We start from the raw sequence: 17,921 nt of genomic DNA on the forward strand, positions 1-17,921 counted from the left end.
ATGAGCCAACTCCCTTCATTTCAGTCGCCAGCGGCAATGACCGGCAGAAGGGAGGTCGCTGACTACAACCAGCACTGGTTGCAGCAACTGGACTGGCTGTTGCTGCTGGTCGACGGCGAGATTGCCCGTTATCGAGTCCGCTCGCCCCAGGCCAGTCGTGAATGGCTGGTGATCAGGCCGGCGGCAAGGGCCACGGAGAATGTCTTTAGGCGCATTCAGCACGAATACGCCATGCGCGAATGCCTCGATCCGGCCTGGGCCGTGGTGCCTGCCGCCTTATTGTCGTCGGCCGATGGGCCGTTGTTGATCCTGGACGAATCCGGCGGTCGTTCACTGCACGAAAGCGCCAGTGAAGTCCTGTCCATCTCGGTGTTCTTGCGTCAGGCCATCGGTGCCACCCAGGCGTTGCGGCGCGCCCACGCGAGCGGCCTGCTGCATCACGATATAAAGCCCTGCAATTTCATCGAAGGCGAAGATGGTGTGATTCGCCTGACGGCGTTTGCGCTCAGCAGCCACCCGGATATTGCCGGCCCCCGCGCCGTCGATGCCATCAGCGGCAGCCTGGCTTACATGTCCCCCGAACAGGCCGGGCGGGTCAATAACCAGATCGATGAGCGCAGCGACCTGTACGCCCTGGGCGTGACGTTCTATGAAATGCTCACCCATCGCCTGCCGTTCGAGGGCGATGATCCGGTCGAATGGTTGCATCAGCACCTGGCCCGGCAACCGAGTCCGCCCGAGCAGCATCGCGATGACATTCCCGCGCCCCTGAGCGCGGTGATTATCAAACTGTTGGCCAAGAGCCCGGCCGAGCGTTATGCCTGCGCCCAGGACCTGGAGGACGATTTGCGCCTGTGCCTGGTGCAATGGAGCGAATTCCAGCATATCCGTGCTTTCGAGCCAGGCAAGGACGGGCACGCCGGCTCGCGTCTGTTTCCCTCGGGCCTGATTGCCAGAGAAGCACAATTGGCCGAACTGCACCGTTGCGTTGCCCGGGTGAGTACTACCGGCACAGGGGAGATCATGCTGATCTGCGGCCAGACCGGCACCGGCAAGAGCGCTCTGGTACGTCGGCTGCACCGTGATCTGGGTGGCAGTCATGTGATGCTGGCGACCGGCAAGTTCGATCAGTCCCGTACTACCACGCCCTATGCTGCCTTGTCCCTGGCGTTGCGCGCGTTGCTCCTGCGGGTGCTGGGGGAGTCGCCACGGACGCTCGACATGTGGCGCCAACGCCTGTTACGCGGGCTGGCAGGCAACGGTCGCCTGCTGCTGCCGCTGATACCTGAACTGGAGTTGATGACCGGCCCCTTGCCCGGCATCCCGCAAATCAGCAAGCACGACGCCGCCAACCGCTTCAACGACGCCCTGCGCGAATACATCCTGGCCTTCGCCCGGCCTCAGGCGCCTTTGGTGATCTTTTTCGACGACCTGCAATGGCTGGACGACGATACCCTTGGTTTCTTCAGCTACATGGCCGCGCAACAGCCGCGCCATATCCTGTTTATTGGTGCCTACCGGGAATGGTCCTACGAGCATTCCGATGCCTTCCGCCAATTACTCAGCGACCTGCGTGAGCGGCCCAGCCCCTTCACCGAGTTGAATCTTGCCTGTCTGGAGCCCTCGGCGACCGGGGAAATGCTGGCCGGCCTGCTGGGCTGGAACGATCCGTCTCTGGCTCCTTTAAGCGATATCGTTCACCTCAAGAGCGGCGGCAATCCGTTCTTTATCAACCAACTGGTCCGCACCCTGCTGGAAGAGGGCCTGATCAGCACCACAGGCGCAAGCGCCGGCTGGCAGTGGGATCTTGACGCCATTCGCCGCTTCCCGGTGGCGCCCAACGTGGTGGAGCTGATGGTCGCGCGGATCGGTCGTCTGCCCGAAGAAACCCGCGCTCTGCTGGGGCTGATGGCGTTGCTCGGCAGCCGCGCGGACTACGCCGACATTGCCAGTGTCAGCGAGCAGCGCATCGGCAGCGTGCGCAAGCAACTGGTCGCGGCCATGGAAGCCGGGCTGTTGATCGAGGACAAGGCCGGCCTGCTGTTCAGTCATGATCGCGTACGTGAGGCCGCATATCTGCTGATCCCCAGTGAGCAACGGGCCAGGGAACATACCCGGATTGCCCGTCTGTTGATTCGCGGCATCAGCCAGCAGGAGCCCCAGGCGGTGCTGTTTCGCATTGCCCTGCATATTCGCCAGGCCGCCCACGACACCCTGAGCGAAAGCGATACCAGCGAATTCATCAGTATCCTGCTCAAGGCCGCTCATCGCGCCCGGGACGCCGCCGCGCTGCCGTTCGCCTTGCAGTACCTGCGCCAGGCTCGCGCTTTAGGTAGCGAGTCGCGCTGGCACAGTCACTACACACAAAGCCATGCCGTGGAGCTGCTGTACATACAATGCCTGATTCGCCGCAGCGAATACGCAGAAGCGGACGCCTGCATCGGCCAACTGCTTGAGCGCGCCCGCTCGCAGGGGGAAATATCGGCGCTGTATAGCCTGAAAGTCGAATCCCTGTCGCTGTCCGGTCAGTATGTTGCGGCAGTGGAGGCGGCATTGCTCGGGCTGAGCATGTTCGATATCCGGCTGTCCGGCGAGCCGGATACTTTCGACGCCCGGCAGGCGTTTGCCCGGATCGAGCAGCGCATGGGCGGGCGCAGCATTGCCTCGTTGCTGGAGCTGCCGCCACTGGAAGATCCGCGAATCGAAGCGATCATGGGGCTGCTCGCCGGGATGGTCATGGCCGCGTCCTTCACTGACGACGACAGGCTGTTTCAGGTGCTGTGCACCATGGTCGAAATCACCCTGGATCACGGCCGCTGTCCGGCGTCTTCCCTGGGCATTGCCTGGTTCGGTGTCAGCCTGGCCGAGCGCCTGGGCCTGTATGACCAGGGCATGCGTTACGCCGAACTGGCCGGGCGCATGGTCAATCGTCTGGGTTATCGATTGTTCGAAGGGGCGGTGCTGATGGCGCTGGGGCAGGTCAGCGTGTGGATCCGTCCTTTGGCGTTCTCTCAGGAGTGCGCGGAAAAGGCTTTGCTGTTCAGCCAGGCGGAAGGCAAGACGTCTCTGGCCTGTTATGTCACGCACCAACGGGTTTCCGGGATGCTGGTCATGGGTATGCCCCTGGCGCAGGTGCAGCAATGCCTGGAAGAGGGGCAGCCACTGGCCGAGGTTCTGGATGCCGGGGATTGCCGCAATATTTTGAGGAACCAGGCACTGTTCGTCCAGGCGCTGGCTGATGGTCAACGGGACCTGCTGACATCGCCAGCGGCGCAGCAGCTGGGCGAGCAGATAATGGGCGGCGAGATGGTCCCGGCACAGTTCTGGTGGTGGTTTTTCCAGGGCGTGGCGGCGTTCTACGAGGCTCGCCATGCAGAGTCCCGACAGGCGCTGGAGCGCGCGGCAATCCTGGCCTGGAGTACGCCGGCGCATATCCACCTGATGGAATTGCAGATGTACAGCGCACTGAATCTGACGGCGCTGAGCGATATCAACGATATCGGCGGGACCCTGATGCGCTTGCAGCCGCATCTGGCGCAGTTGCGCCTGTGGGCTGACCTCAATCCCTTGAGTTTTCTCGACAAGTTGCTGCTCGTCGAAGCCGAAGTCGCGCGTATCCAGGGCCAGCCGCTGATTGCCATGCGTCTGTTCGAATCGGCGATCGGCCAGGCTACCACGGGCGGTTTCGTGCATATCAAGGCCCTTGCCCATGAACTGGCGGGGCGCTGCCATGAGCAACTGGGTCTGCCGACGACGGCCCGCAGCCACCGCCGCACCGCCCGGGAGGACTACCAGCGCTGGGGCGCCATGGGCAAGGTGCGCAGTCTTGAGGCCGAGTATCTGTATCTGCGTGACCAGCCGACTACTTCGCGCTCGTCCATCGACTTGCGCGAAGGCCAGCAATATCTGGATCTGGTCTCGGTGATCAAGGCTTCCCAGGCCCTGTCACGGGAAATCGTCCTCGACCGGCTGATCGAACTGTTGGTGGCCAACACCCTGGTACACGCTGGCGCCAGCCGGGGCCTGTTGATCCTGATCGACAAGGGCGTGCCGATGATCGTCGCCACCGGGCAGGCGCGGGAATCGGGGGTCATTGTCGAGCTGGCCAACAGCAGCCTGGACGACGCCCGGCTGCCGCTGTCGATCATCTATACGGTGATCCGCACGCGCACTTCGGTGGCCCTGGATCAGGTCATCGAAGATGAGCGTTTTGGCGGCGACAAGTTCTTCAGCACGGCAGCGGGCGGTGCGGTGCTCTGCCTGCCGTTGCTCAAGCAGGGCGAGGTCACCGGCGTGTTGTACCTGGAGAACTCACTGGCCTGCGGCATCTTCACCCAGTCGCGTATCGCGGTGATCGAACTGCTGGCGGCCCAGGCGGCGATCTCTCTGGAAACCTCGCGCCTGTACGCGCAAGTGCTGGAGGAAAACCAGCGGCGCCGGGACTCCGAGACCGAGCTGCGCAACATTCAGGCGCTGTTGGCTATCGGCCAGAAAATCATTCATTCGGGGGCATTTCGATGGGATACCACCACCGACCAGATGCTCTGGTCCGATGAGATGTTTGCCATCTGGGGCATTGATAAGTCCGACAATCCACCGAGCAGCCCGGCTTTGCTGGAGCGGGTGCATCCGGACGACCGACCGCGCCTCAAGGCCCGGCTCGAGCGAATCCGTCGTACGCGCCAGTCCTACCGCCATGGCTTCCGTGCGGTAATGCCCGATCAGTCGATCAAATACCTGGAAACGCTGGGCGAGCCAGCGGAAGGGGCGGTCTTCGTCGGCGTTACCTCGGACGTCACCGACCGCAAGTTGACCGAGACTGCACTGAGCAACGCCCGGCGTGAGCTGGCCCAGGTCAGCCACTCGACCATCATGGGCGAACTGGCCGCTTCCATTGCCCATGAAATCAATCAGCCGCTGGCGTCCATTGTCTCCAACGCCAGCGCCAGTGTGCGCTGGCTGCGACGCGAGGTACCCGAGGTCCAGGAGGCGTTGGAAGGGCTGAATGATATTGCCAAGGACGGCAAGCGCGCCGCCGATATCGTCCATGCCCTGCAGGCCCTGGCCAAACAGAAGGTCTCGAGCCGCAGCCCGTTGTTGATCGACGAAGTGATTGGCCGGGTGCTGTTGCTCACGGCCGGGGAGATTGAGCAGAAACTGGTGTCGGTGCACACGCTGCTCGAGTCATCGCCGATGCAGGTGCATGCCGACGGCGTGCAGATGCAACAGGTCATCTACAACCTGGTGATGAACGCTGTTGACGCCATGCTTTCAGTCGATCCGCCGCACCGGGTCTTGACCCTCACGTCCAGCGTGCAGGCCGGACGACAGGTGGTGGTGACGGTCGAAGATACCGGGCCGGGTATCAGTGCGGGCCATGCCGACGAGATTTTCAATGCGTTCTTCACCACTAAAACCACCGGCATGGGCATGGGCCTGGCCATCTGCAAGTCGATCATGAGTGCCCAGGACGGCACGCTGCATATGCTTCAGGGGCGCGCCGGGCAGACGATTTTTGTCTTCACCTTGCCGGGTATCGGCCAGAGCGCGTGACCTGAGCCGGTAATTGGCCGAATGGTGCACCTCGATGGCCGTCCTTGTCCCCATCCAGCCGACACGGCGCGGGCCGGACCTGCGACCATAAACAGGGTCAAATCCGGGACAAGGAAGGGAGGGCGAGCATGTCCGATAATTCTGTGATCAACGAGATCGCCGCCGCCATGAGCGAAAGTGTCTGCCCAGGTGATCGCCTGGCCAGTTGGGCCTTTCGCTGGTCATTACTGCGTGGGCAGCTGATTTGTACCCAATGCCAGGCCTCGCAGTCGGCCAGTCAGGCCTGTGAAGCCTTCACTCACCGCCCGGCCTGCAGCGCCGGGCGCGATGACCCGTTCCCGTGGCGGGAACTGGCCGGTTTGTTGGGGCGAGTAGGTTTGCCGTTGAGGTTGTAATCGCGGCCAGCACATTTGTATGGGCGTGAATTTGTGGGACCGGCTTTAGCCGGGAAAGGGTCCGTGCCTTGATCAAGGCCGGTCCCACATCAGGCAGCGGGTGTCACGCCGGACGATTCATCACTGCCAGGCGCAATGCCAATAGCGCCAATACACTGGCCAGCACACGCGGTTGCAGCCGGGAGAAGCGCCCGTTACCGCTCAGTAAGCGCTGAAACACTCCGCCAAACGCCCCCAGCAGCGCATGAAACGTCCAGGCCAGCAACGTCAGTATTGCGCCGAGGAGCATGATCTGCTCGGCGATATGGCCCTTTTCCGGCACGACGAATTGCGGCAGGAAAACCAGAAAGAACAACAGCGCCTTGGGATTAAGCAGGCTATTGAACATGGCTCGGGTAAAGACCGTCGTCAGGGCCAGGCGTTCGCCTGCGGTTGCCTGGCCAGGGCTGCGGCTGCCCAGGGCCTTCCACGCCATCCACAGCAGATAGAGCGCGCCGCTGTAGCGAATGATATCGAAGGACGGCGGCCATGCCGCCACCAGGCCGGTGACGCCGGTCGCCGTCAGCACGGTCAACATCAGATCCGCCACAGCAATCCCGCATGCCGCCGCCATACCGCCGCGCCAGCCGCAACTGAAACCATGGCTGAGCACGAACGCCATGCTCGGTCCGGGGGAAATCAACAGCAGCATCACGGCGCCGGTAAACAGCAGCAGGGTCTGGAGATCGAGCATGACAGTCTCCTCAAAGGGCAGGCGTCGACAGTAGCGCATCGCCGGGACAACCCGGCATTACAGTCAGGCGCTAAAGTTGCGCAACACTTGGTTGAGAGCTGCATGCCAGCCTCAAGCTGCAAGCTAGAAGCTAGAAGCTAGAAGCTAGAAGCTAGAAGCTAGAAGCTTGTGGCTTGTAGCTCAATGCTGGAAGCTTGCCGCTTTATGTTCAGCACAGGCCAACCTCATGCGTCAGCTTCCCTTCAAACAGGTCGATGTGTTCAGCGATCAGCCTCTGCTTGGCAATCCTCTGGCCGTGGTGCTTGCAGCGGATGAACTGGATGACGCGCGCATGGCCGCTTTTGCTCGCTGGACCAACCTCAGCGAAACCACTTTCCTGCTTGAACCCACTGACCCGCGCGCCGATTACCGCGTGCGGATCTTTACCACCCTGACTGAATTACCCTTCGCCGGGCATCCGACCCTGGGCAGTTGCCATGCCTGGCTGGAACACGGCGGCGTGCCAAAGGGCAAAGAGATCATTCAGCAATGCGGTATCGGTCTGGTACGCATTCGCCGCGACGGCACGCAGCTGGCCTTTACCGCGCCGCCACTGCTGCGTTTCGAGGCGGTCGAGGCTCAACTGCTTGGGCAAATCCTGCCCGGTCTGGGTCTGATGCCCGACGCGCTGATGGACGCCCGCTGGGTCGACAATGGCGCCGGCTGGCTGGCCCTCAGGCTGAAAGACCGCGCGGCAGCGCTGGCCTTGCAGCCTGACTATGCGGCACTGCCGCAAGGTTTGGCGATTGGCGTATTCGCGCCCTGGGACGCACAACGTGATGGCCCTGATGCGCAGTTCGAAGTTCGCGCCTTTATCCCCGGCGACGGCATGCCCGAGGATCCGGTGACCGGCAGCCTGAACGCGGGCATTGCCCAGTGGCTGCTGAGTGAAGGTCTGGCGCCGGACAGTTTCGTCGTCAGTCAGGGGACTGCCATGGGGCTTCAGGGCCGTGTGCATATTCAGCGTTCGGCTCAGGATATCTGGGTGGGCGGGGCGGTGGTCACCTGTGTCGACGGTAGCGTGTCGTTGTAGGCAGGCGGCGATCTGCTGATCGGTGACAAATCGCCGCTGTCTGCGTCGTCAGCGAATCAGCGTCTCACGGCTGGCAGCGCCATCGACCAGGCGTGAGATACCCAGCGGGTTGGCGTCTTTCAGCGCGTCGGGCAGTAGCGAGTCCGGATAGTTCTGGAAGCAGATCGGCCGCATGAAACGGTTGATCGCCAGGGTGCCTACAGAGGTGCCACGGGCGTCGGAAGTGGCCGGATAGGGGCCGCCGTGGACCATGGCATCGCAGACTTCGACGCCCGTCGGGTAGCTGTTGACCAACAGGCGCCCGGCCTTGTGTTCCAGCAGTGGCACCAGATGGGCAAAGGCTTGCAAGTCAGCTGGCTCGGCGATCAGCGAAGCAGTCAACTGGCCTTGCAGGCTTTGTACAGCGGCCTGCAGTTGGCTGCTGTCGGCCACAGTGACGACGACCAGCATCGGGCCGAAAACTTCATGTTGCAGCAGTTCGTCGCCATTGAGCAGCAGCTCGACATCGGCTTCGTACACCTGGGCAAAGGCCTGGCCGCCTTGCTGGGATTGTCCGCCGCGATGATGCAGGCCGGGGTGATCGGCCAGGCGTTTGAGACCGTCGGCGAAGTTGCACAGGCCGCCCGCGTTGAGCAGGGTGTGAGGGGCATGGTTGTCGATCAGGCTGGCCAGTTTGTCGAGAAAGTGACTGAACTCTGGCGAACGAATGCCCAGCACCAGGCCCGGCTTGGTGCAGAACTGGCCGCCGCCGAGTACCACCGAAGCCGCCAGTTCGGCGGCGATTTTTTCGCCGCGCACCTTGAGCGCCTCGGGCAGCATCAGCATGGGGTTGATGCTCGACATTTCAGCAAAGACCGGGATAGGTTCCGGACGTGCGGCGGCCATGTCGCACAGGGCACGACCGCCGCGCAATGAGCCGGTAAAGCCCACGGCCTTGATCGCCGGGTGCTGCACCAGCCAGGCGCCTACGCTGCCGCCGTAGATCATGTTGAAGACCCCGGCCGGCATGCCCGTGCGTTCGGCGGCGCGGATAATCGCCAGTGCCGCCCATTCGGCGGTCGCCATATGCCCTGGATGCGCCTTGAACACCACCGGGCAGCCAGCCGCCAGCGCCGCTGCGGTGTCCCCGCCTGCCGTGGAGAACGCCAGGGGAAAGTTACTGGCGCCAAACACTGCTACCGGGCCGAGGCCAATGTGGTATTGACGCATGTCCAGGCGCGGCAGTGGCTGGCGGTCGGGCAAGGCGCGATCGATACGCGCACCGTAGAAGTCACCGCGGCGCATGACGCTGGCAAACAAGCGCATCTGCCCGCTGGTGCGAGCTCGTTCGGCCTGGATCCGCGGAGCGGGTAGGGCAGTTTCGCGACAGACCATGGCAATAAACTCGTCGCCCAGAGCGTCCAGTTCATCGGCGATTGCGTCGAGAAACAGCGCCCGTTGCGCGGCACTGGTCAGGCGATAGGCAGGGTAAGCATTGCCTGCGGCCACGGCGGCGGCGTCCACCTCGTCGCGGGTCGCTTCCATAAAGGATAGCGGCAGCGCCTCGCCGGTGGTGGCATCCAGGCTTTGCAGGCTGACGCTGCCGTGGGCGCTGCGACCACCGTTGATGAAGTTGTGTCCGAGAAGAACAGTCATGGGGGGCTCCATTGCGAGCGGGATGATGGCTTAGGAAGGTAGATCATTTAGTTGAAGAATGCATGGACAGGGTTATTCAGTTTTTAAAAATAAGGTGCAACTAGCTGAATTGAAATACGATTTGTAGGCGCTGCCGAAGGCTGCGAAGCGATATATCAGCCAGCTCCGATTCGCAGCCTTCGGCAGCTCCTACAGGTCCGTGCGCGCGAGTCGCGTTCCAGAGGGCTTCAGCGTTGCCCGCCAGCCGAATCAAGTCGCTTGTGCTCCATTTTTCAGCGCTTAAAATCATCCGTATTGTTTTTCTATACCTTCGTACAATTACCGCCGAACGGCGCTTCGGGTCTACTGTTCCTACCGTTGTAAAGTTACTTTTGGTATTGGCCCTATACTTGCCGTACCTCTGAAAAAGCGCCTGTCATGGACGCCTCACTCTGGTGCGTTAGTTTGCAGTTGAAGTTGTTTAATAAACTTTGAATCCGTTCAATCAATTGCCATTGTCTCTGGTTGCAAGTTGCTCTGGATGACTCAATGACATGCGTTCTTGGAGTACGATCATGAAATATAAGGCTTTTTCCAGAATTGCCCTCGCCCTTGCAGTGCTGCATGGCACCGCATTGATAACCACCAGCGCCGTGGCCGACGAGCCTGCCAAGGTCGCTGCGAACACCAAGGCGGCGCGCACCGCGGTTGCTTCGGATGGATCGGATCATACCAATGCAGCAAAAGTCGCTGCGGATGGCACAGATCACGTCGGTGCAGCGAAAGTAGCAGCAGACGGTGCAGATCGTGTCGGCGCAGCGAAGGTAGCGGCAGATGGCGCAGATCGTGTTGGCGCAGCGAAGGTAGCGGCAGATGGCGCAGATCGTGTCGGCGCAGCGAAAGTAGCAGCAGATGGCGCAGATCGTGTTGGCGCAGCGAAGGTAGCGGCAGATGGTGCAGATCGTGTTGGTGCAGCGAAAGTAGCAGCAGACGGTGCAGATCGTGTTGGTGCGGCGAAAGTGGCGTCTGATGGTGCAGATCGTGTTGGTGCGGCGAAAGTGGCGTCTGATGGTGCAGATCGTGTTGGTGCGGCGAAAGTGGCGTCTGATGGTGCAGATCGGGTAGGTGCAGCGAAAGTGGCGTCTGACGGCGCGGATCGGGTAGGTGCAGCGAAAGTGGCGTCTGATGGTGCAGATCGTGTTGGTGCTGCGAAAGTAGCGTCTGACGGCGCGGATCGGGTAGGTGCAGCGAAAGTGGCGTCTGATGGTGCAGATCGTGTTGGCGCTGCGAAAGTGGCGTCTGACGGTGCGGATCGCGTAGGCGCAGCCAAAGTGGCTTCCGACGGCTCGGATCATACCAACGCATCCCGAGTGGCGGCTGACGGTTCGGATCATGTGGGCGCAGCGAAAGTAGCTTCCGATGGCTCGGATCACACGAATGCCTCAAGAGTCGCCGCAGATGGCACTGATCATGTTGGCGCAGGACGCCTGGCAGCGCTGGGTCGCCACGGCGGTGTCGGTTCTGACTCGGTGGCAACGTTGTACAGTTCGGATGAATTCAATCCGGGTGACAGCCAATAGGGAAACGCTGATATCTCGCTGGCGTAACTAACCAATGTGGAACCTGCGTTTATTCAGTGGGTTCAGCTACATCTGAGAAGAACCGGGCAGGATAGAAGGGGAGCCAGGTGCTCCCCTTATTCATTTCCTCTCCCCACCAATCCGCTTCCCTGGCCGTGCTGCAATCTGGCTGGCCTGGCCGTCGCGCTGTTTGCCGGTGCGGGCTTCGCTGATCAGGGCCGGGATCAGCGGGCCTTCGGGCAGGTTCTTCCAGAAGCGTGCAGGCAGATGGCCCTGCATGACTTTTTCGTTCAGCCGGGCCGGGTTGAAGATATGGCTGTAGTAGGCCAGCCACAGATTGCCGTGGGGATCGTCGGCGTTCTGCGCCAGTTGCTGCCACGGCGCGGGGCACTGACGGTGATACAGCAGCTTCTCGCCGTCGTAGTACACCCCGTCTTCCGGCGTCGCAATCAGCCAGCGATGACGTCCCATGCGCCCGACAAAATGTTCGCTGGCACTCTGCAAGATGTCATGGGCAGGTTCGTGCCACGCCACGTATTGCGGGCGTGTGCGGTCTTGCGGCTCACTCGCTGGCAATTCGACAAAGCGCGCGAACGCGTGCAGGTGATGAGCTTCACGGCTAATACTTTTCAGCCGTCGATGCAGTTCGCTGCCGAGCTTGTCACCGGCCATCATCGCCGTGCGATCGCCATGACTGACCCGCCACAACACCTCGTACAACAGGCTCCAGCGCTGATCACCGCGATAGCAGGCGGCGTTTTTCAGCAGGTCCAGCAACGCCAGGGGGATGCGTGCCTGAAAGGGGCCGGGCTGCTCGAGGCTGGGCGTTTCACTGGCAAACAGATCGGCGTCCTGTTGCCCGGCCCAACTGACCTGGCTCGGATCGATCTCATGGCTGAGCAACCAGCGTGCCTGCTGACGCCAGGTGTCGAACAGGTCGTCGCAGTCCAGGCTGATCATCCCCACAGGCCCATCTGCTGCGGTTGCGGTTTGTCGCGCAGTTGCCCGTGAAGGATCGCGCTGCTGGTTTCGGCGAGCGGCGGGTGATAGTCGCTGGTGATGATGAAGGGCCGGGCCTTGATCAGCACACAGCGCATGCGGGTCAGGTCTTCATAGCGGATCTTGCGCTGGCGACGCAGTTCGATCAGCCGCTGAGTGGTGCGCAGGCCGATACCAGGGATGCGCGCAATCAGGGTCGCTTCGGCGCGGTTGAGATCCAGAGGGAACACCTGGCGATTGTCCAGGGCCCAGGCCAGCTTGGGGTCGATATCCAGAGCCAGGTCGCCGGGGCCTTGCAGCAGCTCGCTGGCGCGGTAGCCGTAGCTGCGCAGGAGAAAATCGGCCTGATAAAGACGGTGCTCGCGCATCAGCGGCGGGGCGGCCAGGGGTACGCTTTTCGGGCTGTTGGGGATCGGGCTGAAGGCCGAATAATAGACCCGGCGCAGGCCGAAATTGCCGTATAACGCTTCGGCGCTATGGAGGATGGTGCTGTCGTCGGTGGCATCGGCGCCGACGATCATCTGTGTACTCTGCCCGGCCGGGGCGAAGCGCGGCGCGCGCGGTTCGTTGCGCACCGTCTGTTCACCGACATGAATGGTCTGCATGGCCTGCTTGATCGATACCACGTCTTTTTCCGGAGCCAGAGTCTGCAGGCCGGCATCGGTGGGCAGCTCGATATTGACGCTGAGGCGGTCGGCATAGCGCCCGGCTTCCTCGATCAGCAGGGGATCGGCTTCGGGGATGGTCTTGAGGTGGATATAGCCGCGAAACTGATGCTCCTCGCGTAGCAATTTGGCCACGCGAATCAGTTGCTCCATGGTGTAGTCGGCGCTGCGGATGATCCCGGAGCTGAGAAACAGCCCGCTGACGCAGTTGCGCCGGTAGAAATCCAGCGTCAGGGTCACGACCTCTTCGGGACTGAAACGCGCCCGGGGCACATCACTGGAGCGGCGGTTGACGCAGTATTGGCAGTCGTAAAGACAGAAATTGGTCAGCAGGATTTTCAGCAGCGAGACACAGCGGCCATCGGGGGTATAGCTGTGGCAGATGCCCATGCCATTGGTCGAGCCCAGCCCACCCTTGCCCTCGGAACTGCGCTTGGGCGCGCCGCTGCTGGCGCAGGACGCGTCATACTTGGCGGCGTCCGCGAGGATGCTGAGCTTGTCGATCAGCTCCATGAAATACTCCGATACTGTTTTTATGTACAGTATCGAGTGATGGGGGATTGTACAAGCGGCAATCTGCCCAGTGGCACGAAAGCCGCAGGCAGAGCGCATGTGTTACCGCTGTGCATTCTGTGGGACCGGCTTTAGCCGGGAATGCGCCTTCCCGGCTGAAGCCGGTCCCACAGGATGGCGCAAGACTTTGGAATGTACGTTTTTAAGGGGTTTACCTTGCAACTGGAATGGCTCGAAGATTTTATCGAACTGGCGCGTACCCGCAGCCTGTCGCGGGCCGCGGAGAACCGCTATGTGACTCATCCTGCGTTCGGCCGGCGGATCAAGGCGCTGGAGGATTGGGTGGGTGTGCCGCTGATCGAGCGCAAGCAACCCCTGGCCCTGACGCCTGCGGGGTTGCTGTTTCTCGATGCGGCCAGCCAGTCCATCGCCTTGCTTGGTGCGGCCCGTGCGCAGTTCCAGGGTATGGGGATCAATCGTGACGCACCGTTGCGCATTGCTACCGGCCGCACCCTGGCGACGGCGTTCTTCCCGGACTGGTACGCCTCGCTGAAGGAAACCTTTGGCCATTTTCCGGTTTCCATTGTCACCAGTGGCTCCCAGGAGGCCATCACGCGGCTGTCGGCCGGGGATGTGGATGTGCTGCTGATCTTCTCCAGCCCGCTAACCCAGATCCTCGTCGACCCCGAGCGCTGTGACACCCTGGTCCTGGCCAGGGAAGAGCTGCTGCCCGTCAGCGCGCCCAATGAAAAGGGCGAGCCGCAGTTCCGCATCGACGCCGAATCCTCGGCCTCGACCATCCCCTGGTTGGCGTTTTCCCCGACCCTGGCCCTGCGCGGCGTGCTCGCCCAGCACCTGGCCCGGTTGCCCCAGCGCCTGGCCCTGCGCATGACGTATCAGGCCGACTCCTACGATGCCATCGAGCGCATGGCCCAGCGCGGCAATGGCCTGGCCTGGCTGCCGCGCATGGTGGTCAAGGACTCTCTGGCCTCGGGTGAACTGGTGATTGCCGGGGGCCCGGAGCTGATCATCGGCTTTGACATTTCCCTGCATCGGCTGCGCTCCAACCAGAGCGAACCGTTGATGAGCATCTGGAATGGCCTGTCATCCCTGCACCAGGATGGGGCCCTGGCAAAATAATCTGCTGTTTTTCTCCTGTTAAAAGCCCTTTGCGCTGCGTGCTGTGCCGAAAAGGCTCGGGGTTGTGCTGAATCGGCAATTGTCCTGACCCCCGCTCGTATAGCACTTTGCTCCCAGGTTGAAGGCGCTTGCGCTCAACCACTCACTGATAAAAACAACGCCGTCGCCACTGACGATGGCAGCCGAAACCGTGAAGAAAATGGGGCCAACCATGACAGTGCAATCCACCGCCGCCAACACGGCACACGTGTCCTCCCGACGCGGACCCTGGAAGGAAATCGTTGCCGCGAGTATCGGCAACGCCCTCGAATTTTATGACCTGTTGATCTATGGCTATTTTGCCGTGGTCATCGGCAAACTGTTTTTCCCCAGCGACAACGAAACTACCTCGCTGTTGCTCAGTGTCGGGTCGTTCGGCATTTCCTTTCTGATGCGCCCGCTGGGTGCCATCGTCCTCGGCTCCTACGCCGACAAGGCCGGGCGCAAGGCGTCCCTGACCCTGTCGATTCTGATCATGATGATCGGCACGGCGATGATCACCTTTACACCGTCCTACCAACAGATCGGCCTGGCAGCGCCGCTGCTGATCATCGTCGCGCGGATGCTCCAGGGTTTCTCCACCGGTGGCGAGTTTGGCGCGGCGACGGCTTTTATGGTCGAGCATGCCGATGCGAAAAAGCGCGGCTTCTTCGCCAGTTGGCAGTTGTCGACCCAAGGCCTGGCGACTGTGCTGGCAGCCGGGGTCAGCGCCTTGCTCAGCTATGTGCTCAGCGACGTGCAGCTCAATGACTGGGGCTGGCGCGTGGCGTTCGGTGTCGGCCTGCTGATCGGCCCGGTGGGTTTCTATATTCGCAGCCAGATCGACGAGACCCCGGACTTCCAGAAGATCCAGGCCGACGCGCCGAAGAAAACCCCGCTGCGTGATGTCTTGATCAAGGGCCATGTCAGCCTGCTGCTGGCCATTGGCGTGGTCGCCGGTGCCACCGCGTTCAACTACGTGCACAAGCTGTACATGCCGACCTACGCCCTCAAGCAACTGAACATTGCTGCGACGTCGTCCTACCTCGGTGCGCTGGTCACGGGTCTGACGTTGATGGTCATGGCCCCGGTATTCGGCACGCTGTCCGACCGTTACGGCCGTTTCCGGGTGCTGACCATTGCATTGCTGATCACCGGGTTGTCGTCCTATCCGATGTTCGTGTTGCTCAATATCTACCCGTCGGTGACTACCTTGCTGCTGGTCCAGGCCATCGTCGGCATCCTGATCGCCGCCTGTCTGGGGCCGATCCCGGCGATGCTTGCCGATATCTTCCCGACAAGCATTCGCGGCACAGGCCTGGCGCTGAGTTACAACTTCTCGGTCACCCTGTTCGGCGGTTTTGCCCCGCTGATCGTGACCTGGATGATCGAAGCCACCGGCAGCAAGCTGGCGCCGAGTTTCTACGTGATGGTCACTGCGCTGATCAGCGTGATTGCCGTGATCTGCCTGGGCCGGCGCATGCGTCACGCCCCGCAGCACTGATTTCCTCTTTTCAAGTTTTGCATCTGCCGCGCCTCACAGGCGCTGGTGTGGATGCCTGTTACTGCCCGTTGGAGAATACTCATGAAAACTCTGGAACAAGTTCGCGCTGCGTTGAAACCCTATCCGGTTGAGGTGGAATTTCCCGATATCCGCCAATGGCAGGAGGGCAATGACGGCATCGAGTATGTGTACAGCTTCGACAGCGGCGTGGCCGGGCCGCATGTGATGATCATGGCCCTGACCCATGGCAACGAAGTCAGCGGTGCCATCACCGTTGACGCCATGCTGCGTGCCGGCCTGCGCCCACGTCGCGGTCGCCTGAGCCTGGGCTTCGGCAACGTCGAGGCCTATCACAGCTTCGATCCACAGAATATCGACGCCACCCGTTATCTTGATGAAGACATGAACCGCGTCTGGCTGCCGGAGAAGCTCGACGGCGAACAGACCTCGGTGGAGCTGCGCCGGGCCCGCCTGCTGCGGCCGTTGATCGATAGCGTCGACCTGCTGCTGGATATCCACTCGATGCACGAAGAAGCGCCGCCGGTGATGATGTGCGGCGCGCGCAGCAAGGGTCGGGCGTTTGCTGCCGCCCTCGGCGTGCCGGAAACCGTGATCGTCGACGCCGGCCACGCCAATGGCCGCCGCATGCGCGACTACGGCGGCTTCAACGACGCCGCCAGTGGTCGCAACGCCTTGCTGATTGAGACCGGCCAGCACTTTTCCAAAGTCAGCGTGAAAGTGGCCCTTGATACCGCTGCGCGTTTCCTGGTGATGACCAAGGTGGTCGAGGAAGCCGATGTGGCGCAGTTCATCACAGGTACTGCGCCCGCACGCCAGCGTTTCCTCGAAGTGACCGAGCCGGTGGTTGCCCGGACCATGGACTTCATCTTTGTTGATGATTATCGCGGCCTGGAACTGATTGAACGCGCCGGGACGGTGATTGCCTACGACGGCGGCGAGCCGATCGTGACGCCTTATGACAACTGTGTGCTGGTGCAACCGTCCTTGCGGCACCTGGGGCCTGGGGTGACGGTGGTGCGGTTGGCGAAGGTGTTGAATTCTCAGTAGCTGTGACTGGTGTGGGAGCGAGGCTTGCCCGCGAAGAACGATAACGCGGTGTAACTGATCAACCGCAGCGACCGGTTCGCGGGCAAGCCTCGCTCCTACAGGGGCAGGGGCTGTTAAAAACCATGACTGCCACGAATCAACTCATAGGCCCGACGGGCCAACGGGTTGACCGTATTGGGCCGGATCCACAGGTGATAGGTCACATCCGGCAGCCGCGGCAGGCCGTCGTTTTCCCCCAGTACGCGCATGTCCGGGCCGAGCATTTCCATGCTTCGCGGTGTGACGCCGAGCCCGGCGCGGGTGGCGGCCTTGATGCCGATCAGGTTCGACGCCAGGTAGGCCTGGCGCCAGGGAATATTGGCCCGTTCCAGGGCCTCCAGGGCATAACGGCGATAGATACTCGGCTCATCCACCAGAATCAGCGGCAGGGGCTCCCCAGGTACATGGATGTACTGCGCCGCACAAATCCACCAGACCGGCGAAGTGCGCAGGGCGAAGCCTTCGAGCAGCGGGTCTTCGCGGGTGGAAATCACCATGTCTACCTTGCCCCGGTGCAGGTCCTCCATCAGGAACGGGCTGCGACCGACGTCGATTTCCAGGCGCAGGCGCGGTGCCGAGAGGGCGATGCGGCTGAGAATCGGCGGCAGGATGGTGTCGGCGATGTCGTGGGGCGAGCCGATGCGCAGTACGCCGCTGAGGCTGCTTTCGCGCAGTGAATTGAGCGCATCGTCATTCAGCGAAAGCATTTGCCGGGCATGGCGCAGCAATTGACGGCCCGGTTCGGTGAGCTGTTTTTGCCGTCCCTGTTTGTGAAACAGGCCGACGCCCACCTGTTGTTCCAGGCGCTGCATATGTTGGGTCACCGACGACTGAGTGCGAGCCAGATGCAGGCCGGCCTCGGCAAAACTGGGATGGTCGGCCACGGCGACAAAGGTGCGCAGCAGTTCCAGGTCCAGGGTCGAGGTGACGTGCAGGGAGTCGGTCATGGCAGGGCGGTCATATCAGGACGATAGCGCAATACATTACGATCTTTTATGTAAATGGAAAGCCTTTCTTTCGTTGTGTAG

Annotated in this window: 12 protein-coding genes; 7 read left to right on the forward strand and 5 right to left on the reverse strand. The window is 61.8% G+C overall.

Annotation, left to right across the window (positions count from 1 at the left end; genetic code table 11):
• Positions 1 to 5,553, forward strand: a complete 5,553-nt coding sequence (locus tag AC1Z24_RS14615) for a trifunctional serine/threonine-protein kinase/ATP-binding protein/sensor histidine kinase (protein WP_483746252.1) — start codon at positions 1 to 3, stop codon at positions 5,551 to 5,553.
• 128 nt (positions 5,554 to 5,681) lie between these two features.
• Positions 5,682 to 5,948, forward strand: coding sequence for a hypothetical protein (locus AC1Z24_RS14620; protein WP_483746253.1), 267 nt, complete (start codon positions 5,682 to 5,684; stop codon positions 5,946 to 5,948).
• Positions 5,949 to 6,051: 103 nt separating this feature from the next.
• Here the strand turns inward: AC1Z24_RS14620 and AC1Z24_RS14625 are convergent, their stop codons facing one another.
• Positions 6,052 to 6,681, reverse strand: coding sequence for a LysE family translocator (locus tag AC1Z24_RS14625; protein WP_483746254.1), 630 nt, complete (start codon positions 6,679 to 6,681; stop codon positions 6,052 to 6,054).
• 226 nt (positions 6,682 to 6,907) lie between these two features.
• Between AC1Z24_RS14625 and AC1Z24_RS14630 the strand changes: the two genes are divergently transcribed.
• Positions 6,908 to 7,753 (forward strand): PhzF family phenazine biosynthesis protein, encoded by an 846-nt coding sequence (locus AC1Z24_RS14630; RefSeq protein ID WP_483746255.1) that lies wholly within the window; start codon positions 6,908 to 6,910, stop codon positions 7,751 to 7,753.
• A gap of 48 nt (positions 7,754 to 7,801) precedes the next feature.
• Here AC1Z24_RS14630 and AC1Z24_RS14635 read toward each other — a convergent pair whose 3' ends face one another.
• Complete coding sequence (locus AC1Z24_RS14635) at positions 7,802 to 9,388, reverse strand: aldehyde dehydrogenase (NADP(+)) (protein ID WP_483746256.1); 1,587 nt, start codon at positions 9,386 to 9,388, stop codon at positions 7,802 to 7,804.
• A 554-nt stretch (positions 9,389 to 9,942) separates the two neighbouring features.
• On the opposite strand from AC1Z24_RS14635, the gene AC1Z24_RS14640 reads away from it, so the two are divergent.
• Positions 9,943 to 10,947 (forward strand): hypothetical protein, encoded by a 1,005-nt coding sequence (locus tag AC1Z24_RS14640; protein ID WP_483746257.1) that lies wholly within the window; start codon positions 9,943 to 9,945, stop codon positions 10,945 to 10,947.
• A 120-nt stretch (positions 10,948 to 11,067) separates the two neighbouring features.
• Here AC1Z24_RS14640 and AC1Z24_RS14645 read toward each other — a convergent pair whose 3' ends face one another.
• Positions 11,068 to 11,907, reverse strand: a complete 840-nt coding sequence (locus AC1Z24_RS14645; protein WP_483746258.1) for a TIGR03915 family putative DNA repair protein — start codon at positions 11,905 to 11,907, stop codon at positions 11,068 to 11,070.
• Positions 11,904 to 13,124, reverse strand: coding sequence for a putative DNA modification/repair radical SAM protein (locus AC1Z24_RS14650; protein ID WP_483746259.1), 1,221 nt, complete (start codon positions 13,122 to 13,124; stop codon positions 11,904 to 11,906). The genes AC1Z24_RS14645 and AC1Z24_RS14650 overlap by 4 nt, the downstream gene beginning before the upstream one ends.
• Before the next feature lie 192 nt (positions 13,125 to 13,316).
• Between AC1Z24_RS14650 and AC1Z24_RS14655 the strand changes: the two genes are divergently transcribed.
• The 3 genes from AC1Z24_RS14655 to AC1Z24_RS14665 all read left to right on the forward strand — a co-directional run bounded on the left by AC1Z24_RS14655 (position 13,317) and on the right by AC1Z24_RS14665 (position 16,854).
• Positions 13,317 to 14,264, forward strand: coding sequence for a LysR family transcriptional regulator (locus tag AC1Z24_RS14655; protein WP_483746260.1), 948 nt, complete (start codon positions 13,317 to 13,319; stop codon positions 14,262 to 14,264).
• A gap of 211 nt (positions 14,265 to 14,475) precedes the next feature.
• Positions 14,476 to 15,786, forward strand: a complete 1,311-nt coding sequence (locus AC1Z24_RS14660; protein ID WP_483746261.1) for an MFS transporter — start codon at positions 14,476 to 14,478, stop codon at positions 15,784 to 15,786.
• An 81-nt stretch (positions 15,787 to 15,867) separates the two neighbouring features.
• Positions 15,868 to 16,854: a M14 family metallopeptidase gene (locus AC1Z24_RS14665; RefSeq protein WP_483746262.1), complete on the forward strand. Its 987-nt coding sequence runs from the start codon at positions 15,868 to 15,870 to the stop codon at positions 16,852 to 16,854.
• Positions 16,855 to 16,967: 113 nt separating this feature from the next.
• Here AC1Z24_RS14665 and AC1Z24_RS14670 read toward each other — a convergent pair whose 3' ends face one another.
• On the reverse strand, positions 16,968 to 17,840 hold the full coding sequence (locus tag AC1Z24_RS14670) for a LysR substrate-binding domain-containing protein (RefSeq protein WP_483746263.1): 873 nt from the start codon (positions 17,838 to 17,840) through the stop codon (positions 16,968 to 16,970).
• Between the last annotated feature and the right edge of the window lie 81 nt (positions 17,841 to 17,921).

The organism is Pseudomonas sp. JL23, from assembly GCF_056933585.1.